Here is a 19767-nt window from a genome sequence, read left to right on the forward strand (position 1 = left end):
AACTACCGCTTGCCGAACCCGGCGTCGGCGAGAACGCCCTGGCCCACCGAGCCGGTCACGAAGTCGACGAACGCCTGGGCGAGCTTTGCGCTCTTCGAGGCCGTGATCGGCGCGATGGGGTAGGTGTTGACCGCTTCCCCCGACTCGGGGAACTCGATGCCCTCCACGGCGTCGCCCGCGGCGATGACGTCGGTGACGTAGACCAGGCCGGCATCCGCTTCGCCCGAGGTCACCTTGCCGAGCACGTCGGTGACGGATGACTCCTCGCTCACGGGCGTCAGGGTGACCCCGGTCGCCTGCTCGACCGTGACGGTGGCGGCGCCGCAGGGCACCTGGGCCGCGCAGATGACGGTCTTCACCTCGGGCTTCGCGAGGTCGGCGAAGCTCGCGATGCCCGCCGGATTGGTCGGCGGCACGGCGATCTCGAGCACGTTGGTGGCGAAGTCGACGGGCGCGGCCGCGTCGATCAGGCCGGCATCCGTCAGCTTGGCCATGTTCTTCTCGTCGGCGGAGGCGAACACGTCGGCCGGGGCGCCCTCGGTGATCTGGGTCACGAGGTCGGAGGAGCCGGCGAAGTTCAGCTCGATGGTGGTGCCGGGGTTCGCGGCCTCGAACTCGTCGGCAAGCTCGGTGAAGGTGCCCTTGAGCGATGCGGCCGCGAAGACCGTGATCGATCCCTCGAGCGCGGGTGCGGTGGCGGTGGCCGAGGGCGTCTCGGCGGCGGGGGTCTCGGTGCCGCTGCCCGAACTCGAGCAGGCTGCCAGGGTGAACGCGACCGCCGCGGTCAGCAGCGTCGCGGCGATCGCGGAGGTGCGTGTGGTCATTCGTGGGCCTTTCCGCCGGGGGTTTCGATGATGACCGTCGTGGCCTTGACCACGGCGATCGCGACCGAGCCGGGCTCGAGGCCCAGCTCGCGAACGGCCTCGCTGCTCATCAGCGAGACGATGCGATGGGGCCCGCACTGCAGCTCCACCTGCGCCATGACCGTGTCCATGATGATCTCGGTCACGACACCGACCAGCCGGTTGCGCGCCGAGCGGCCGATCTCCGACGGGTCGGCCGGAAGCACGGCATTCTGGCGCGCCAGCTGAGCGAGGGCGAGTCCGTCGACGACACCTCGGCCCGCCTGGTCTTTCGTGCTCGCGAGCAGACCGTTGTCGATCCAGCGCCGCACGGTGTCGTCGCTGACGCCGAGAAAGCTCGCGGCCTCTTTTATCCGAATCTGCGACATGCAGGCAATGTTATTTCCGCGAACGCGGATTAACCTAGTCCAGGGTCAGCCGCGCCACTCCGTTTCGATGGGCTCGCCGCTCTCGAAGGCCGCGTTCTCGCGCTCACGCAGTTCGACCCGGCGGATCTTGCCCGAGATGGTCTTCGGCAGTTCGAAGAACTCGATGCGCCGCACCCGCTCGAACGACGAGAGGTGCTGGTGCGAGTGGGCCAGGATGGCGTGGGCGGTCGCGGCATCCGCCGGCCAGCCCTCGGCGAGGGCGACGTAGGCCTTCACGATGCTGTGCCGCGTGGGGTCGGGTGCCGGCACCACGGCGGATTCGGCCACCGCCGGATGCTGCAGCAGCACGCTCTCGACCTCGAACGGCGAGATCTTGAAGTCCGACGACTTGAAGATGTCGTCGGTGCGGCCGACGAAGGTGATGGTGCCGTCGTCGCTCAGCTCGGCGACGTCGCCGGTGTGGAAGAGGTCGTCGGCCCGGGCCGAGGCGGTGCGCTCCTCGTCGCCCCAGTAGCCCGCCATGAGGTTGGCCGGCTCCACCGTCAGATCGAGGCAGATCTCGCCGGTCGAGGCGGGCGCGCCGGTGAGCGGGTCGACGATCGTGATGGCCACGCCCGGCAACGGCCGGCCCATGGCTCCCGGGGAGACGGCGGCGCCGGGCGGGTTCGCGATGAGCGCGGTCGTCTCGGTCTGCCCGTAGCCGTCACGGATCGTGAGGCCCCAGGCCTGCTCCACGGCCGCGATCACGCCGGGGTTGAGCGGCTCGCCGGCGGAGAGGATCTCGCGCAGTCCGCGGGGTCGCGCGCCGAGATCGGACTGGATGAGCATGCGCCACACCGTCGGCGGCGCGCAGAACGTGGCCACCCGCGCCTCGTCGAGCCGCGCGTGCAGAGCGATCGGGTCGAAGCGGCCGTAGTTGTAGACGAACACCGTCGCCTCGGCGTTCCAGGGCGCGAAGAAGCAGCTCCAGGCGTGCTTGCCCCACCCGGGCGAGCTGATGGCGAGATGGATGTCACCCGGTTCGACCCCCAGCCAGTACAGCGTCGAGAGGTGGCCGACCGGGTAGGAGGCCTGGGTGTGCACCACCATCTTGGGCTTCGAGGTGGTGCCCGAGGTGAAGTAGATCAGGCACGGGTCGCTCGTCTTCACCGTGACGCTCGGCGCCACACCGAGACCTTCGAGCGAGTCGTCGTAGCTGTGCCAGCCCGGGGCGGTGCCGCCCACCACGATCCGCCCGAAGTCTCCCGCGATGCCCTCGAACTTGCCCACGTCGGCCCGGTCGGCGATGACGTGCCGCACCTGCCCGCGCTCGATGCGGTCTTCGAGGTCGCCCTTCGACAGCAGCGTCGTGGTGGGCAGGATGACGGCGCCGAGCTTCATGATGGCGAGCATCGACTCCCACAGCTCCACCCGGTTGCCGAGCATGAGCATCACGTGATCACCCTGTTCGACGCCGAGCCCCGAGAGCCAGGCCGCGACCTCGTCGGAGCGCACGCGCATCCGGTCGTAGGTGATCTTCTGCTCGCGGCCGTCTTCTTCGACGATCCACAGCGCGAGCCGCTCGTTGCCCACGGCGATGGCGTCGAACCAGTCGACGGCCCAGTTGAAGGCGGGCCCGACATCCGGCCAGCGGAACGATTCCGCCGCCGCCCTCGCATCGGTGCGGTGCTGCAGCAGGGTGTCGCGGGCGGCCCGGAAGGACTCGGTCGGGTTCATCCCCCCAGTCTCGTCCATGAGCCATGTCCGTCACGGCACCCGCCCGGTCAATCGCGAGCCGAATGGTCCCGGGCGGCCCATGCTGGAACGAACGAAGGGATGCGCCTCATGACGATGAAGGGCGACCGCGCTCGCGCGGTGGAACTCCTGTGAGCACGCGCCCGCAGCACTCCGGGGCCCTCGTCATCGTTCCCGGTATCGGGATGTCCCATCGTTACAGCGCCCGTCTGCGCGCGATGCTCGCACGCACGCACCACGTCGTGTCGCTCGACCTTCCAGGCTTCGCCGGGCGACGCCGAGCGGCGCCACGGATGTCGGTGCCCGACTACGCGGCAGCCATCGCCCGGGCGCTCGACCGGCAGCAGATCTGCCGGGCCACGATCATCGGCCACTCGATGGGGTCGCAGTTCGCGGTCGAACTCGCCCGGGTGCGACCGTCGTTGGTCGAGCGCCTGGTGCTGGCCGCACCGGTGGTCGACCCCGCCCGCCGCACGGCCCGGCAGCAGAGTCTCGACCTCGTGCGCGACCTCGTGGTGGAGTCACCCTCATCAGCCGCGCTGGTGACAGGCGATTTCCTGCGCACCGGCCCGCGTTACTTCTTCACCGAGCTGCGCGCGATGCTCGACTACCGCATCGAAGCGGGTATCAGCGAGGTCGCCTGCCCCGTGCTGGTGCTGCGGGGCGAGAACGATCCGATCGCCCGACGCGGTTGGTGCCACGACCTCGCCGCATCCGCACGCGACGGCAGGGTGATCGAGATCGCCGGGGCGGGCCACGTGCTGCAGCACACCGCCACGCGGGCCGTGGCCACCGCGATCGCGGAGTTCCACGCGGCCGGGCCGCGGGCAGACGGCGCGGCGAAGAGGGCGCGATGAGCTCTCCGTGGCGCGCCCGCGCGCGCTGGTGGGCCGAGGACTACCTCACTGCCGCTGGCCTGCAGCTCGGCGGAATGAGTTCCGGTGTCGATCCGCGAATCTACCGTTCCGGCACCGCACGGCCGTGCCTCGCCATTCCCGGCGTCTACGAGACCTGGCACTTCATGCGCCCCGTGATCGACGCGCTGCACTCCAACGGGCATCCCGTCTTCGTCGTCACCGATCTGCGCCACAACCGGCGACCGGTGATCGACGCCGCCGAGCTCATCATGCGATTCGTCGCACAGCACGACCTGACGGACGTCTTCATCGCCGCCCACAGCAAGGGAGGCCTGATCGGCAAGTATGCGATGCTGCGGCTCGACCCGCAGCGGCGTCTGCAGCGCATGGTCGCGATCGCGAGCCCGTTCTCGGGCAGCCGTTACGCGAACTGGGCACCGAACAAGACGCTGCGAGCGTTTCGCGCCAACGATCCGGTCACCTCGTTGCTGGCCGCCGAAGACCGCGTGAATGATCGCATCACCTCGGTGTTCGGCGATTTCGACCCCATCATCCCCGAGAGCAGCGTGCTCCCCGGTGCGCGCAACATCCGGCTGCCCTTCGGGGGCCACTTCCAGGTGCTGCGGCACCCCGCCACGTTGTCGATCGTGCTCGACGAGGCCGCTGCGACGCCGTGAAGGTCATTCGACCAGCTTCCTCCGCGGCGGCCGACGGCGGTTCGCGGCATACTCGGATCACCGGCCCCGAGCCGCATCAGCACGGAGGTCTCATGAAAATCGTCATCGTGGGTGCCTCTGGCAACCTCGGAACAGCCCTGCTGCGCCGCGCCGCTCACGAGCCCGGGGTCGAGCTCGTCGGCATCTCGCGCCGGGCGCCACGACCCGAGGAGCCCTACTCGCTCGCCGAGTGGCACGAGGCCGACATCTCCACGGCGAGCGCCGAGTCACTCGCGCGCGTGTTCGCCGGGGCCGACGCCGTCGTTCACCTCGGTTGGGCACTGCAGCCCAATCACGACGAGCCCGCGATGGCGCGCACCAACGTGCGGGGCACCCGGGTCGTGCTCGAGGCCGCGGGTCTCGCGGGCGTGCCCCAGGTGCTCGTGGCCTCGTCGGTCGGCGCCTACAGCTTCGGCCCCAAGCACCGTGCGGTCGGCGAGGACTGGCCAACCGGGGGCGTGCAGAGTTCGCACTACGGCCGCCACAAGGCCATGAACGAGCGGGCGATGGACGCCTTCGAGCAGGCGAACCCGGATGTCGCGGTCACCCGCATCCGGCCCGGCCTCGTCTTTCAACCCGATGCCGCCACCGAGATCGCCCACCTGTTCGCCGGCCGTCTCGTGCCGGTGCGCCTGCTGGGGCTGATGCGCCACCTGCCCGTGCTGCCACTGCCTACCTCCCTGATCGCGCAGGCGGTGCACGCCGACGACGTGGCCGACGCCTTCTGGCGGGCCATCGAGCGGCGGGCCCGAGGAGCCTTCAACATCGCTGCCGACCCCGTGCTCGGCCCGGCCGAGATCGCCGCCGCCCTCGGGGTGCCCCGAACCGTGCCCTTCCGGCGGGGAGTGCTGCGGGCGATCGTCGACCTCACCTGGCGACTGCGGTTGCAGGCCACCGACCCCGGCTGGATCGACCTCGCGACCGCCATCCCCGTGATGTCGACCGCGCGCGCACGGGCCGAGCTCGGCTGGGCCCCCACGATCTCGTCGACCGCCGCGCTCGACCAGCTGGTCGACGCTCTCGGCGCCGGCCGCAACCTGCCCCAATCGGCGTCGCTGCGCGGCTGAGGCCGTCAATGTGTGGTGTGGTATGGGCGGTGGTATAGCGTAGGGCTGACGATTCGAGGAACGACATGATCGACAGTTCGAAGGCCGAGCCGCTCTGGGCTCAGACCGCCGACTTCGTGCGCGAGCACATCGCCACCGGCACCTACAGCGAGGGCATGCGGCTGCCGCCCGAGCGCGAGCTCTGCCAGACCCTCAACGTCAGCCGCGTCACCCTGCGCAAAGCCCTCGTCTCGCTCGTCGACGAAGGGGTGCTGAGCGCCTCGCACGGTCGCGGCTGGTATGTCTCGAAGCCCGGCACGGCCGAGCCCGCCGCCGGCGACTGGCCCAACTCGCTCGAGTCGTTCAGCGAGACCGCGGCACGCATGGGCCTCGAGTCCGACTCGATCGTGATCGACCACCGCGTCTCGCCCGCCACCCTCGACGAGGCCGAGGAGCTCGCCGTCGCGCCGGGCACCCCCCTGCTGCGACTCGGGCGCGTGCGACGTCTCGGCGGCGTGCCCATCGCCATCGACAACACCCGCCTGCCGGCCGCGCTCATCGCGGGCGGCGCCGACATCGACTTCAGCACCGCCTCGCTGTTCGCCACCCTGGGCGAGAACGACATCGACATCGCCCGTTCCGAAGCCACCATCGAGGCGCGCGACGCCGACGCCGCAATCGCGGGCCACCTCGACATCGAGGTCGGCCGCCCCATCCTCGTCATGAAGCAGCTCTCGGTCGACACCCGCGACCGCCCGGTGCTCATCTCGACCATCGAGTACAGCGGCGACCGCTACCGCCTGCGCACGGTGTTCACCCGCTCCAAGTCGCGCCGCTGAGCCGCGGCGCGGCCTACTTGCCGTACCCCTGGCTCAGGCCCTGGATGAAGTTGCGCGAGAAGACCGTGAACAAGATGATCAGTGGCAGCGCCCCGAGCGTCAGGGCGGCGAGCAGCGCCGGGTAGTCGCTCTGGAACTGGCCGACGAACTGCTGCACCCCGAGCGTGACGGTCTGGTTCTCTTTGCTCGGCGCCAGGATGAGCGGAAACCACAGGTCGTTCCAGATCGGCAGCATGGTGACGGATGCCACGGCCGCGAGCCCCGGGCGCACCAGCGGCAGCACGATCGAGAGCGTGCGCAACTCGCCCGCCCCGTCGATCTTGGCGGCCTCCTTGAGCTCGGTGGGCACCCGCCGGAAGTACGTGGCCATCAGCGCGATCGCGAGCGGCAGGCTCATCGCCGTGTAGACCAGGATGAGCGCCGTGAGCGTGTCGACGAGGTGCCAGGCCACCATGGTCTGCAGGATCGGCACCGTGCCGAGCCGGATCGGCAGCATGATGCCGATGATGAAGAACCCGGCGAGCACGGGCGCGAGCTTCACCTTGTATTCGGTGATGGCGAACGCCGCGAACGTGCTGAGCACGAGGGTGAGACCAGTCGACACCACGGTCACGATGATGCTGTTGCCGTAGTTCAGCGCGAAGTTGCCGCGCTTGAACACGTTCGCCCAGCCGTCGAGGTTGAACGTCTCGGCGGTCGGCAGGGCGAACGGTCCGTTGAAGATGCCCGGCGTGGTCTTGAACGAGTTCATCACCACGACGAGGATGGGGGCGATCGCGAGCACCACGAACACGATCAGCAGCACGTGCACCACGAGGGTGCCGGCATCCGCTCGCGCCGGCTTCGTGAGGCCGAGGCCGTCGGATCGGGCCTTGCGGGAGGTGGTGGCAGAGGTCATGAGCGGGTCCTAGAGTTCGTAGTTCTTCAGCCGTCGCTGCACGACGAAGAAGTAGAGGGCCGTGACGATGAGGATGAGGAAGAACACGACCGAGGCCACGGTGGCGCCGAGGTCGGGGTTGGCCACCTGGCCGCTCGACCCGAAGAAGGTGCGGTAGAACAGCGTGCCGAGGATGTCGGTGCTGTAGTCGGGGCCGGGCGCCGACCCGTTGAGGGCGTAGATGATGTCGAACCCGTTGAAGGTCCAGATGTAGGTGAGGATGGCGATCAGGCCGAATTGCGGCGCGATCAGGGGGAACTTCACCCGCCAGAACGTCGACCAGGCGTTCGACCCGTCGAGCTTCGCGGCCTCGAGGATGTCGTCGGGAATGGCGATGAGGGCGGTGTAGAGGAAGATCATCGGAATGCCGACGTACTCCCACACCGACATCAGGGCGATGGTCGGCAGCGCCGTGTTCTCGTCGCCGAGCAGCGGGAACTGCACGATGCCCCAGAGCGGGTTGATGATGAGCCGCCAGACGAAGCCGACGATGACCACCGAGAGCGTGGCCGGAATGAACAGCAGCGTGCGGTAGACCCCGCGCGAGCGCCGCAGCGTCGACGAGGTCAGCAGCGCCGCCATCAGCAGGCCGATCGGCAGCTCGACCAGCAGGTGCACCCCGAAGAACTCGAAGTTGTTGATGAGCGCGTTCCAGAACCGCTCGCTCGTGGAACCGTTGGTGAAGAGGTAGACGTAGTTGTCCAGTCCGGCGAAGGTCGAGACGCCTTCGCCGGACCGGAAGAAGCTGAGCACGACCGAGGCGATCAGCGGGATCACGAGGAACCCGGCGTACACCACGAAGGCGGGTGCACTGAACAGGATCAGGTTGCGATAGGCGCGGCCCGTGCTCTTCATCGGCTACTGACCCGGCTTGTACCAGGAGTCGAGACCGGCCTGCAGTTCGGCGGTCGCGTCTTCGGCACTCAGGTCGGAGTTGTACATGTTCTGCAGGGCGACCCAGATCTCGTCGTCGAGCGGCGGGGTGCCCGCGCTCAGCCGGTCGAGAGCGAGCCGCGGGGTGAGGTCCGCGTCGGTCTTGAGGTCGGCGAACTTCTGGGCCAGCGGGTCGTCGTAGGTCACCGGCTCGGTTCCCATCGAGAAGAATCCTGGCAGCTTGTTGACGTAGAGGCTCTGGAAGTCGGGCGTCGCCAGCCAGTCGAGGAACTCCTGCGCGGCCTCCTTGTGCTCGCTCTTGGCGTTCATGCCGACGCCCTGGTCGGGCATCTCCTGCTGGTAGCGCTGGTCGCCGGCGTTCGCGACCGGGGCGCCGAACACGTCGACGTCGAGCCCGGTGGCGGTCGCGGCGCTGATGTCCCACGAACCGTCGGGAATGATCGCGGCCTTGCCGAGGGTGAACAACTGCATCATGTCTTCGTAGGTGAGCGATTCGTAGCCGTCGGGCAGGTAGGGCTTCAGGTCTTCGAACGCCTGGAACCCGGCGACGAAGTCGGGGTCGGTGAGCTTCTGGGTGCCGTCGATCAGGGCGAGCCTGCCGTCTTCACCCTTCCAGTAGTTCGGGCCGAGGCTGTAGAGCACGTTGTAGGCCAGCTGCCAGCCGTCGGCCGAGCCGAGGGCGAGCGGCGCATACGTGCCGTCCTTCTTGATGGCGTCGAGCACGTCGAGCAGTTCCGCCTGGGTGGTCGGCACTTCGAGGCCGAGCTCGTCGAAGATCGCGGTGTTGTAGTAGAAGCCGGCGAGAACGGATGCGATGGGCACGCAGTAGGGGTTGCCGTCGACGTCGGTCCACGCGGCGAGCGCGGTGTCGTCGAACTTCGACACCGCGTCGGTGCCTTCGAGCGGCTCGAAGTAGCCGTCTTCGATCCAGGCGCGGTTGACGTCGAACGGGCGGCACATGATGAGGTCGGCTCCGGTGCCGCCCTCGATCTGCGACTGCATGGCCGCGTTGTAGTCGTCGGTGCCGACCGGCGCGTAGTCGACCGTGATGCCGGGGTGCGACTCCTCGAACGCGGGGATGATCTCGTCTTCCCACATCGCGGTGTCTTCGGTTCGCCAGGTGGCGAAGGTGAGGGTGACGTCGTCACCCCCGTCGGTCGACGACGCAGAGCCGCCGGTGGAGCATCCGGCCAGACCGAGCATGACAAGGCTTGCTGCTGTGATCGCGATGGGCGCGAGTTTCGATCGCACGGCGCCTCCTTCTTCTAGGGGTTGTGACTGCGGGTTTTCGACAGCATATACATCGAGTACATGAGGTCACAAGAGGTATCTATGTAACAAACATGTTTCGCTCAATTGTCTCAGCGATGTTTCTAGAGGTATGGTCATCTCCATGACTGGAATCGGAATCCTGGGCTCGGGCTTCATCGCCGAGTGCTACGCCGACGCGCTCGTCGACGTGCGGTCGGCCGAACTCGTGGCGAACTACTCTCGCACGCCGAAGTCGGCCGCCCGGCTCGCCGAGCGCTGGGCGATCCCGCACACCTACGACTCGATCGACGCGCTGTGCGCCGACCCGGCCGTCGAACTCGTCGTCGTCGCCCTGCCCAACGAGGTGCACGTCGAGGCGGTTCGCGCCGCAGCGCGGCACGGCAAGGGCGTGGTGTGCACCAAACCGCTCGGTCGAACGGCCGAAGAAGCCGCCGAGATCGTGGCGATCGCGCTCGACGCGGGCATCTGGAACGGCTACGCCGAGAGCTCGGTGTTCTCACCCAACATCGTGAAGGCCCGCGAGATGGTGGCTGCCGGCGGCATCGGCGACCTGCTCACCATGCGCGCCCGCGAAGGCCATTCGGGCCCGCACGCCCCTCACTTCTGGAACGCCGAGACCGCCGGCGGCGGCGCGCTGCTCGACATGGGCTGCCACACGGTCGAGTCGGCGCGCCACTTCTTCGGCAAAGACAACCGGGTGGTCGAGGTGATGGCCTGGGGCGCCACCCTGGTTCACGGCGACAAGACCACCGGCGAAGACACCGCCACCGCCTGGTTGCGGTTCGAAGGCGGTCAGCTCGCCACGATCGAGTCGTCGTGGGTCGAGAGGGGCGGCATGGCGCTGCGCCACGAATTCGTGGGCTCGGGCGGCCGCATCATCACCGACACCTCGCAGACCCCGGTGTGGGGCTTCATCGAGAAACCCATCGGCTACCTGGTCGAGAAGGCGGATGCCGACACCGGCTGGGTCTACCCCGTGCCCGAAGAGACCCGGGCCTACGGCTTCTCGCAGCAGTTCCGGCACTTCGTCGAGCACTTCGAAGCGGGAACCGCCCCCTCGGAGACGTTCCATGACGGCCTCGTCGTCAACACCATCATCGACGCGTGCTACCGCTCGATGCGCACCCGCCAGTGGCAGAAGGTCGAGTACCCCGCATGACATCTCTTCGCGACACCTCCCCCGCGGCATCCGTCGCTCCCGACCTCACCGAGCGGCTCGCGCCGGTGCTGCGCACCATCACCGCCGACGAGATCGAGCGGGTGCGCGACGCCCTCGCTCAGGCGGGGCTGCTCGGCGCCGACACGCACGTGGCCTACCTCGGGCTCGCCGAGCCCGACAAGCGGCCGCTGCTCGCGGGCGGGGCTCCGGATGCCGCGAGCCGGCGCATCCGGGTCATGCTCGTCGACATGGCGACCGCCCTGTCGCAAGACGTCATCGTGGTGCCGGCCACCGGGGCCGTCGCCTCGGTGCACGACCTCGACCCGGTCACCGACGGGCAGGCGCCGGTGGTGCTGCTCGAGTTCTCGCTGGTCGAGGAGCTCGTGCATCGCGACGAGCGGTGGCTCGCCGCCATGGCGAAGCGCGGGCTGACCGACCTCAGCACCCTGCGGGTCAACCCGCTGTCGGCCGGAGTGCTCTCGGTCGACGAGGCCGGAAGGCGACTGCAGCGCTGCTTCACCTTCGTGCAGAAGACGCCCGACGACCTGGGCTGGGCGCATCCGGTCGACGGCGTCACGGTGATCGTCGACGTCGCGGGCCGCGAGGTGGTCGACGTGATCGACTACGTCGAGCTGCCGGTGCCGCAGGAGGACGGCAACTTCCACCTCGCCTCGTGGGTGAACGAGCCGCCGCGCCCGGGCCTGAAGCCGATCGAGATCTCGCAGCCCGAGGGCCCGAGCTTCACCATCGACGACGACGGCGTGCTCGACTGGCTCGGCTGGCGGCTGCAGGTGGGGTTCGACCAGCGCGAGGGGCTCGTGCTGCACAACATCGGCATCCGCGACCCCGCGTCGGGCGAGGTGCGGCCGGTGCTCTACCGGGCGTCGATCGCCGAGATGATGGTGCCCTACGGCGACCCGTCGCCGCAGCGGTGGTTCCAGAACTTCTTCGACTGCGGCGAATACCTGCTCGGCGGGTTCGCGAACTCGCTCGAGCTCGGCTGCGACTGCGTGGGCGACATCACCTACCTCGACGCGGTGATGGCCGGCAACGACGGGCACGCCCGGGTGGTGCCGCAGGCGATCTGCATCCACGAGGAGGATGCCGGCATCCTCTGGAAGCACTCCGACAACTGGAACGGCTCGTCGGACTCCCGTCGCAACCGCCGGCTCGTGGTGTCGTTCTTCGTGACCGTGGGCAACTACGACTACGGGTTCTACTGGTATTTCTCGCTCGACGGCACGATCGAGCTCGAGGTGAAGGCGACCGGTGTCGTGTTCACCTCGGCCTATCCGGGAACCGGTTACCGGTATGCCTCGGAGCTCGCCCCCGGGCTCGGTGCGCCCTATCACCAGCACCTGTTCAGCGCCCGGCTCGACACCATGATCGACGGGCTCGGCAACGCGGTCGACGAGCTCGAGGCCGAGCTCGTGCCCCGCGGGCCGCTGAACCCCACAGGCACGGGCTTCACCCAGAAGGTCACGCGGCTCGCCACCGAGCAGCAGGCGCAGCGGGTGGCCGACAACGCGCGGGGCCGGGTGTGGCACGTGGTGAACCCGTCGGTCACGAACCGGCTCGGCAACCCGGTGGGCTGGGTGCTCGCGCCCGAGGGGCAGCCGGCCCTGCTCGCCGACGCCGACTCCGACATTCACAAGCGCGCGACCTACGCCACGAAGCACCTGTGGGTCACGGCCTACGACCCCGACGAGAACTACCCGGCGGGCGACTTCGTCAACATGCACCCGGGCGGATCGGGGCTGCCGGAGTGGACGGCGCGCGACCGCTCGGTGGATGACGCCGACATCGTGCTCTGGCACACCTTCGGGCTCACGCACTTTCCCCGGCTCGAGGACTGGCCCATCATGCCCGTCGATTCGGCGGGCTTCCGGTTCAAGCCGCACAACTTCTTCGGGCGCAATCCCACGCTCGACATCCCGGAGGCGGTGGGCGACCACTGCGCGACCGGGCACGGGCACCACGACGATTCTGAGCACCCGCACGAGCACCACGAGCACCACGAGCACCCGCGTGAGAACCACCAGAACCACCAGATCGGAGGCCTCGCGTGAAGGGCTACGTTCCCCTCGTCGAAGCACGCCGCCAGCAGGCCGACCAGCTCGAAGAGGCGCTCGCGCGCATCGCCGACCGGGCGCTCGCCCTTCAGGCGTCGGGCGCGCTCGCGGGGCCGGGCCCGATCTTCGTGGGCATCGGGGCGAGTCTGGCCGCGGCGGCGGCTCCGGTGTGGGCGTTGCGCAAGCGCGGCATCCATTCCTGGCGGCTGGGGGCGGGTGACCATCCTCTGCCCTACCCGGTGAGTGCGCACCCGATCATCGGCATCTCGCAGAGCGGCAAGAGCTCCGAGACCCTGGCCGTGCTCGAGTCGATCGACCCGGCGCTGCGGCTCGCGGTGGTCAACAACGCGCCGTCGCCGATCTCGTCGATCGTGGAGCGGTCGCTCGTGCTCGGCAACATCCCCGACAGCTACGCGTCGACCATCGGCTACACGGCCACGATCGTGGCGCTCGGCATGATCGCCGACCTGTGGGACGGCGGCAGTCTCGACGCCGACTGGGCCCTGTTGGCCGACGACTTCCGCGCGCTGGAGCAGCAGCTCGATCGCCGGTCGATCGGCATCGCCGAGCGGTTCGCCGCGGCCCCCTCCGCCGACTTCGTCGGCGCGGGCCCGGCGGTGGGTTCGGCCGAGGCGGGAGCGCTGCTCTTCCGCGAGGTGGCCCGAGTACACTCCACAGCGATGAGCACGCGCCAATACCTGCACGGCTCGATGGAGTCGGCCGGCGACGGCATGCACATCGTGCTCGGCGACGAACGCGAGATCGATCTCGCCCAGACGCTGAGCGAGGCCGGTCACCGGGTGGTGCTCATCACGTCGCAGGACGTTCCGCAGACCGACTCGCTCACCACGGTGTCGCTGCCGCGGCGGCACGCGGCGCAACGGGCCATCCTCGAGGCGCTCGTGATGCAGGCGTTCGCCAACGACATGGCGTTCGTGCGCGGCATCGACGTGGAGGAGTTCGTGTTTCACAACGCCGACACCAAGGTGGAGACGAGCACCCCGGGCGAGCGCGCATGAGCCTGCTGGTGGGGTTCGACATCGGCGGCACGAAGGCCGCGGTGCGCATCGAGAACGCCGATCGCTCGGTGGCACGGGAGTTCACGGTGCCGTCGCTCGACTGGGACGCCGAGCCGATCGATGCCGGCATCCGCTGGATCGCCGGCACGTTCGGCGCGCTCGACGAATCGCTCTCGTCGCCGGTGTCGGCCCTGGGCATCGGGGCGCAGGGCCTCGACAACACCGCACTGATGCTGGCCTACGGCGCCGCCCTCACCACGCGGCTCGGTGTGCCCACGATCGCCGTGAACGACGCCGCTCTGATCGCTCCGGCGGCCGGCCTCGACCGGGTGATCGGCCTGATCGCCGGCACGGGCGCGATCGGGGTGGGCTGGACCGACGAGGGCGACTTCCTCACCGCCGGCGGCTGGGGCTCCGTGATCGGCGACGACGCCGGGGCAGCGGGAATCGTGCGCGAGGCGGTGAAGCGCGCCCTCGGCCGGCACGACGACGGGTTCGACGACCCGCTGCTCGGCGTTCTGCTCGAGAGCTTCGGCGTGGCCGACGCCGAGCGCCTGGCCCGCGCCGTGAACGACGACCCGACCACCGAGAACTGGGGCCCGCACGCCCCTGCCGTGTTCGACGCCGCCCGCAACGGTTCGATCGAGGCCGGAATCGTCGTCGAAGCTGCCGCGCAGCATCTCGCCCGCTTGGTCGACCAGTTGCTCGCCCACGGAGCCGTCGGCCCCGACGTGGTGGCGGCGGGCTCGGTCGTGGCATCGCAACCGGTTCTGTTCGACCGGATGTCGGCACTCGTCACCGCGCGCCACGAGAGCCTGCGAGTGCGCCTGCTCGACCGCGACCCCGTCGTGGGAGCCGTCGAGCTCGCCGCCCGCCTCGTCGGCGCCGGAGCCCCCCTCCCCCGATGACCCCCGTCGCCGCCGCGCCGCCCCTCACCCCGGTGGCTGTTGCGCGAACCGGCCCTCTGCCCGCCGCGGAGGCCTCGTCGACACCGACAACCGCCACCCCACCGCTGGCGCACGCGCACGCGACGGTCGTGTCTGCCGGCGACCGCCGGGGCGGTCCGCGCGCTGCGGGCCGGCGTGCCGCATGGGCCGCTCGGCTCGGTGCGGTGGGGGCGCACACGGTCATGGCCTTCGGCATGGTGGCGCTCGTCGTGACCGGGCCGAGCTCCATCGCAGGCGTGGCTCTCGTCGTGACCGGAGTGTGCCTGGCGACAGCCTTCGTGCTCGCTCCTGCCGCCCGCACTGCCTGGTGGGCGCGCGCCACGATCGTCGACCTGTGGGCGATGGCGTTGCTCACGCTGCCGATGGCCGGGCGCGCGGTCGGCGCGCTGCCGAGCGGCGGCACGGGAGACGGCGCAGCAAACGGCACCGTGGGCGATGGGACATCCGCGTCGCTCCCGCTGCTCACCGGCGTGCATCACCTGGTCACCCCACCGACGTCGGCGGCCTCGCTGACCGACCTGGCGACCAGCCCGCTGGCGGTGGTCACCGCCTGGCTGGTCGTGCGCATCGCGCTCACCCTCGCCCGCCGCGCCTCCCCGGCAGCGGCAACCGGCCACGATGACCGGGTCGGCGGGTCACCGACACCCGCCACCCGCTCCCCGATCGGGGCTCGCAGCGGCCGCGCGGGAACCGCCCCGTCCCGGGTCGGCTCCGGTGGTGCGCACGCGCTCGCCCTCGTGGCGAGCGCCGTCCAGCTCGCCCTCATGCTCGCGCTGCACTGAGTTCACACCGGCGGGCGCCGCAACGACCCCCACCGCGCCGCCTTCGACCCGTGCGCCCAACACGCGCGGGCGGGCGGCCGCCCCGATCAGGCCTGCCAGACCGTCTTCGCGTTGGTGAACTCGCGGATGCCGAACGCCGACAGCTCGCGCCCGTAGCCCGAGTCCTTGACCCCACCGAACGGCACCCCGGGGAACGAGGCCGTCAGCCCGTTCACGAACACCCCGCCCGCGTCGATCTCGCGACCCAGACGGACGATCTCGTCGGGGTCGTTGGTCCAGACGCTCGACGACAGGCCGAAGTCGGAGTCGTTCGAGCGCTCGATCGCCTCGTCGAGATCGGCCACGCGGTAGAGGCACGCGACCGGCCCGAAGCACTCCTCGCGATAGATGCGCATGTCGGGCGTGACACCGGCCAGCACCGTGGCCGGATAGAACCAGCCCGCGGCATCCGGAACCTCGCCCCCGGCGAGCACGGTCGCGCCTTTGCCGACGGCGTCGTCGACGAGCTCCTGCACGTCGCGCCGGCCGCGCTCGGTCGCGAGCGGGCCGAAGGTGGTCGCCGCGTCACGCGGGTCACCCGCGACCGTGGCGGCCATGCCGGCCACGAACGCGGCCTCGAACTCGTCGTAGACGTCGGCGTGCACGTAGTAGCGCTTCGACGCGATGCACGACTGACCCGAGTTCTGCACCCGCGCCGTGACCCCCAGCTCGGCCGCGCGCGCGATGTCGGCGGTGGGCAGCACGATGAACACGTCGGTGCCGCCGAGCTCGAGCACGGTCTTCTTGACGTTGCGGCCCGCCGCCTCGGCGACGGAGGCTCCGGCCGCGACCGACCCGGTGAGGGTGGCGGCCCGGATGCGCCGGTCGTCGAGCAACGGTGCCACGGCCCCGCCCTCGATCAGCAGCGTCTGGAACGATCCGTGCGGAAAGCCGCCGCGCTCGAACAGGTCGCCGAGGTAGAGCGCGCTCTGCGGCACGTTCGATGCGTGCTTGAGCAACCCGGTGTTGCCCGCCATCAGGGCGGGCGCGGCGAACCGGATGGTCTGCCAGAGCGGGTAGTTCCACGGCATCACGGCCAGCACCACCCCGATCGGGTCGAACCGCACCGAGAGGGCGGAGGCGTTGACGGCCGACGACTCGACCGGCTGCTCCGGGGCCAGGTAGCGCTCGGCGTTGTCGGCGAAGAAACGCATGCCGGTGGCCGACTTCAGCGTCTCGTAACGCGCCGTGGCGAGCGTCTTGCCCATCTCGGTGGTGATGAGCTCGGCCACCTGGTCGACCTCGGCCTCGAGAATGCCGGCCGCCGCGCGCATCCACTCGGCTCGCTCGGCGAACGTGGTCGACGCGAGTTGCCGGTAGGCGGCGTCGGCCGCCGCGATGCGCTCCTCCACCTCGGCGGGCGTGTGGGGCGCGAACTCGCGCAGGAGTTCTCCGGTGCTGGGGTCGACGGTGGCGATGGCCATCTGCTGTGTCCTCACTTCATCGTGAGCGGTTGGAAACCGCTTGCCGTTCGTATCAGACCAGGCTAAACCATCCAATACGGGCAAGCAACCACAGCTAGACCAATCAATACATTATGAATCCGTCGGATCCACCGATCGCAGGGTGACATAGGAGTGACCGGATGGCCCGTCGTGCGTCTCGACGTAGTGCTTGAACTCGCGCAACGACGACGTGACGATGCGGTCGTCGACCCCGAGGGTCGCCGCCGCGTGCTCCGCCGCCGACTTCGGCGCCCAGGTCACGCTCAATGTCACCTCGGTCGTGCCCTCAGCGGGTTCGGCGAAGGTCGCCGAACCCGTGAGGGAGAGGTCGCCCGACAGCGTGCGCCAGCTGACGCGCTCCTCGGGGAGTTGCTCGGTGATCTCGGCGTCGAACTCGCGCGTGAGCGCGCCGATCGCGCCGGGCGAGCCGATCGAGAGGGTCCAATGGCTGTAGACGTCGGCTGACGTCGTGACCGCCTTGACCGCGGGGATGAAACGCGAGAACGATTCGACGTCGAGCCATTGCTGGTAGACGGCCGCGATCGGCGCTTCGATCACCTCGGTGTGGTGGGCTTCGGTCATCGGTGGTGTTCCCTCTCGATCGATTGCTCGCTAGACCCGGCGGTTGCCGGTGATCGCCCGCACGATGAAGACGATGACCGCCAGCACGAGCAGGATGAGACCCACCCAGAGCAAGAAGTTCAGAGACGAGACGAAGCCGCCTGTGAACAGCAGGATGACCGCGATGACCGCGATGACGATGAGCAGGATGTTCACTGTGTTCTCCTTTTGATTGTGAAGGACGGCCGTCGGCCGCTGTCGCCACCTTGTGGGTGGACGTTATTCGTCGGTGCCGGAACCGCCGTTGCCGTTCCCGTTCCCGTTGTTCCCGTTGCCGTTGCCGCCGCCGTTGCTGCCGCTATTGCCGTTGCTGTTTCCGCTGCCGCTGTCGCCGTTGCCGCTGTCGCCCGAACCGTCGTCGTCGGTGGCCGGGTCGTCGGTGACCGTGTCGTCGGTCGGCGAGGGCACGGCCGGGTCGGTGACGGCATCCGACGGCACCGGCTCGGGCGCCGGCACCGGCTCGTCGCTCGGCTCAGGCTCCGGCTCGGGCGTCGCGGCAGGCGCGGGCGTCAGCAGGTCGGCGCGCACGGCGTCGATGGCCTGCTGGATCGTGGCCGCGCGGCTCGGTGACACGTCGCCCTTCGACGACGCCTGCTCGAGCTGGGTCTCGAGGTTGTCGATGGTGGCGAGGGCCGCGGCACTGTCGCCGGCGGCCGCCTGGTTCGCGGCCGTCACGACGGTCGACTGCATGAGTTCGCCCGTTCCCGCCGAGATTCCGGATGACGCACCGGCACACCCGGCGAGTCCTACCGTCAGGGCCACCACGATGACCGCGGCCGCCGAGGCGGCCCTCAGCCGAGCCGGGCTCACGGCGTCACCGAATCGAGCAGGCGCTGCATGTCGGCACCGAGCGGGTCGACCAGGGCCGGCAGCGTCGGCGCCTGGGCGGGGCTCGAGGCACTGAGTGCCCAGAGCAGCGCGCCGACGATGGCCGCCACGACGAGCAGGGCGATCACGGCGATGATGATGCGCCAGGGCGCACGACGCCGGATGGGCGCGGTGTCTTCGGCGAGCGCCGAGGTCGCGGCCACGTAGGCGGACGGTGCCGTCGGGGTCTGCGTCGGGGCCGGGGCACTCGGCAGAACGCGCGTGACCTCCGGATCGGCCACCCGCCCCGCGCCAGCGCCACCGGTCAACCGCTCGGTCACGACATCAGGGTCGGCCAGCCGCCCGGCCACTCCGTCACCGGCGACCATCCGCTCGGTCACGTCGGTGGGGTCACCCAGCCGCACGGTGCCCCCACCGGGAGCGGCCGACTGCACGGTCGCGTCGGTCGCGTCGGCGGCGTCTCCCGGTTCTGCCGCTCGCTCCGCGGCACCGGTGAGCCGCAGGCGATCGATCGCGAGCACGACCTCGAGCGCGGTGGGCCGCTCGGCCGGGTCGCGCGTGGTCATGGCCGTGAGCAGCGACTTCCAGGGGTAACCGAGCGCCCCCGGAATCACGGGGTCGCTCGTGAGCCGCGCCAGCGCGGCCTCGTGGGCGCCGGTCTGCGCGAACGCCCGCGTGCCGGTGAGCGCCTCGATGACCACGAGCCCGAGGGCGTAGACGTCGGCGGCGGGCGCGGGTTCTTCACCCCGCACCTGTTCGGGGCTCAGGTAGGCGGCCGTGCCGACCACCGTTCCCACGCTCGTGATGCGGGTCGAGTCGATCAGGTGGGCGATGCCGAAGTCGGCCAGCTTCGCCCGGAATCCCTCTCCGGGCACGTGCGACCGGCGCAGCAGCACGTTCGACGGCTTCACGTCGCGGTGCACGATGCCGGCCTGGTGCACGACATGCAGGGCCTCGGCCAGGTCACGCGTCATGACCTCGACGTCGTGGCGGTCGATCGCGCCTTCCGCGATGCGGTCGCGGAGCGTGGGGCCCTCGACGTACTCCATCACGAGATAGTCGGGCGGCTCCCCCGAGACGCGGGCGTCGAACAGCGTGACGAGCGACGAGTGGTTGAGTGCGGCGAGCAGCCGCGTCTCCGACGCCGTGCGCGCGGCACCGGCGGCGGAGTCGTTGAAGACCTTCACCGCCACCGTGCGCCCGAGCGTCTCGTCGTGCGCGCGGTAGACCACGCCCATCCCCCCGACGCCCACCCGGGAGTCGAGGCGATAGCGGCCGTCGAGGAGCTCGCCGGTGTTCGGCGAGCTCTCCGGCAGCAGAACCGACATC

Annotated in this window: 20 protein-coding genes; 9 read left to right on the forward strand and 11 right to left on the reverse strand. The window is 69.8% G+C overall.

Annotated elements, in window-relative coordinates; genetic code table 11:
* Positions 1-2: 2 nt before the first annotated feature.
* From modA to N1032_RS11980, 3 genes are read right to left on the reverse strand one after another with little or no spacing between them, the layout of a single operon-like run.
* Complete coding sequence (gene modA / locus N1032_RS11970; RefSeq protein ID WP_259539320.1) at positions 3-824, reverse strand: molybdate ABC transporter substrate-binding protein; 822 nt, start codon at positions 822-824, stop codon at positions 3-5.
* Positions 821-1231, reverse strand: a complete 411-nt coding sequence (locus N1032_RS11975; protein ID WP_259539321.1) for a TOBE domain-containing protein — start codon at positions 1229-1231, stop codon at positions 821-823. Before N1032_RS11975 ends, modA begins: the two co-directional genes overlap by 4 nt.
* Positions 1232-1276: 45 nt before the next feature.
* Positions 1277-2947, reverse strand: a complete 1671-nt coding sequence (locus tag N1032_RS11980; RefSeq protein ID WP_259539322.1) for an AMP-binding protein — start codon at positions 2945-2947, stop codon at positions 1277-1279.
* 149 nt (positions 2948-3096) lie between these two features.
* Between N1032_RS11980 and N1032_RS11985 the strand changes: the two genes are divergently transcribed.
* From N1032_RS11985 to N1032_RS12000, 4 genes are all read left to right on the forward strand, one after another.
* Positions 3097-3822 carry an alpha/beta fold hydrolase gene (locus N1032_RS11985; protein WP_259539323.1) on the forward strand — a complete coding sequence of 242 codons (726 nt, stop codon included), beginning with the start codon at positions 3097-3099 and terminating at the stop codon, positions 3820-3822.
* Positions 3819-4499: a lysophospholipase gene (locus tag N1032_RS11990; RefSeq protein ID WP_259539324.1), complete on the forward strand. Its 681-nt coding sequence runs from the start codon at positions 3819-3821 to the stop codon at positions 4497-4499. The genes N1032_RS11985 and N1032_RS11990 overlap by 4 nt, the downstream gene beginning before the upstream one ends.
* 92 nt (positions 4500-4591) lie before the next feature.
* On the forward strand, positions 4592-5605 hold the full coding sequence (locus N1032_RS11995) for an NAD-dependent epimerase/dehydratase family protein (RefSeq protein WP_259539325.1): 1014 nt from the start codon (positions 4592-4594) through the stop codon (positions 5603-5605).
* A 65-nt stretch (positions 5606-5670) separates the two neighbouring features.
* A complete protein-coding gene (locus tag N1032_RS12000) occupies positions 5671-6423 on the forward strand; it encodes a GntR family transcriptional regulator (protein WP_259539326.1) in 753 nt (250 codons plus the stop codon).
* 13 nt (positions 6424-6436) lie between these two features.
* Here the strand turns inward: N1032_RS12000 and N1032_RS12005 are convergent, their stop codons facing one another.
* Genes N1032_RS12005 through N1032_RS12015 form a run of 3 tightly spaced genes read right to left on the reverse strand, consistent with a single transcriptional unit; the run spans position 6437 to position 9505 of the window.
* Positions 6437-7321 (reverse strand): carbohydrate ABC transporter permease, encoded by an 885-nt coding sequence (locus N1032_RS12005; protein WP_259539327.1) that lies wholly within the window; start codon positions 7319-7321, stop codon positions 6437-6439.
* A gap of 9 nt (positions 7322-7330) precedes the next feature.
* Positions 7331-8215 carry a carbohydrate ABC transporter permease gene (locus N1032_RS12010; protein ID WP_259539328.1) on the reverse strand — a complete coding sequence of 295 codons (885 nt, stop codon included), beginning with the start codon at positions 8213-8215 and terminating at the stop codon, positions 7331-7333.
* A 3-nt stretch (positions 8216-8218) separates the two neighbouring features.
* Positions 8219-9505: an ABC transporter substrate-binding protein gene (locus tag N1032_RS12015; RefSeq protein WP_259539329.1), complete on the reverse strand. Its 1287-nt coding sequence runs from the start codon at positions 9503-9505 to the stop codon at positions 8219-8221.
* 142 nt (positions 9506-9647) lie between these two features.
* Between N1032_RS12015 and N1032_RS12020 the strand changes: the two genes are divergently transcribed.
* Genes N1032_RS12020 through N1032_RS12040 form a run of 5 tightly spaced genes read left to right on the forward strand, consistent with a single transcriptional unit; the run spans position 9648 to position 15505 of the window.
* On the forward strand, positions 9648-10685 hold the full coding sequence (locus tag N1032_RS12020) for a Gfo/Idh/MocA family protein (RefSeq protein WP_259539330.1): 1038 nt from the start codon (positions 9648-9650) through the stop codon (positions 10683-10685).
* Complete coding sequence (locus N1032_RS12025; RefSeq protein ID WP_259539331.1) at positions 10682-12754, forward strand: primary-amine oxidase; 2073 nt, start codon at positions 10682-10684, stop codon at positions 12752-12754. Before N1032_RS12020 ends, N1032_RS12025 begins: the two co-directional genes overlap by 4 nt.
* Positions 12751-13776: an SIS domain-containing protein gene (locus N1032_RS12030; RefSeq protein WP_259539332.1), complete on the forward strand. Its 1026-nt coding sequence runs from the start codon at positions 12751-12753 to the stop codon at positions 13774-13776. The genes N1032_RS12025 and N1032_RS12030 overlap by 4 nt, the downstream gene beginning before the upstream one ends.
* On the forward strand, positions 13773-14684 hold the full coding sequence (locus N1032_RS12035) for an N-acetylglucosamine kinase (protein ID WP_259539333.1): 912 nt from the start codon (positions 13773-13775) through the stop codon (positions 14682-14684). The genes N1032_RS12030 and N1032_RS12035 overlap by 4 nt, the downstream gene beginning before the upstream one ends.
* The gene (locus tag N1032_RS12040) at positions 14681-15505 is read left to right on the forward strand and encodes a hypothetical protein (RefSeq protein ID WP_259539334.1); all 825 of its coding nucleotides are present in this window, start codon (positions 14681-14683) and stop codon (positions 15503-15505) included. Before N1032_RS12035 ends, N1032_RS12040 begins: the two co-directional genes overlap by 4 nt.
* An 86-nt stretch (positions 15506-15591) precedes the next feature.
* Here the strand turns inward: N1032_RS12040 and aldh are convergent, their stop codons facing one another.
* From aldh to N1032_RS12065, 5 genes are all read right to left on the reverse strand, one after another.
* On the reverse strand, positions 15592-16968 hold the full coding sequence (aldh, locus tag N1032_RS12045) for an aldehyde dehydrogenase AldH (RefSeq protein ID WP_259539335.1): 1377 nt from the start codon (positions 16966-16968) through the stop codon (positions 15592-15594).
* Positions 16969-17079: 111 nt separating this feature from the next.
* The gene (locus N1032_RS12050; protein ID WP_259539336.1) at positions 17080-17571 is read right to left on the reverse strand and encodes an SRPBCC family protein; all 492 of its coding nucleotides are present in this window, start codon (positions 17569-17571) and stop codon (positions 17080-17082) included.
* Between the two features lie 30 nt (positions 17572-17601).
* Positions 17602-17766, reverse strand: a complete 165-nt coding sequence (locus tag N1032_RS12055) for a hypothetical protein (RefSeq protein WP_259539337.1) — start codon at positions 17764-17766, stop codon at positions 17602-17604.
* A gap of 63 nt (positions 17767-17829) precedes the next feature.
* Positions 17830-18420 (reverse strand): hypothetical protein, encoded by a 591-nt coding sequence (locus tag N1032_RS12060; protein ID WP_259539689.1) that lies wholly within the window; start codon positions 18418-18420, stop codon positions 17830-17832.
* Positions 18417-19766 carry a serine/threonine-protein kinase gene (locus tag N1032_RS12065; RefSeq protein ID WP_259539338.1) on the reverse strand — a complete coding sequence of 450 codons (1350 nt, stop codon included), beginning with the start codon at positions 19764-19766 and terminating at the stop codon, positions 18417-18419. Before N1032_RS12065 ends, N1032_RS12060 begins: the two co-directional genes overlap by 4 nt.
* Position 19767: the final 1 nt, after the last annotated feature.

Origin of the sequence: Herbiconiux daphne, from assembly GCF_024979295.1 — a bacterium.
Taxonomy (GTDB): Bacteria; Actinomycetota; Actinomycetes; order Actinomycetales; family Microbacteriaceae; genus Herbiconiux; species Herbiconiux daphnes.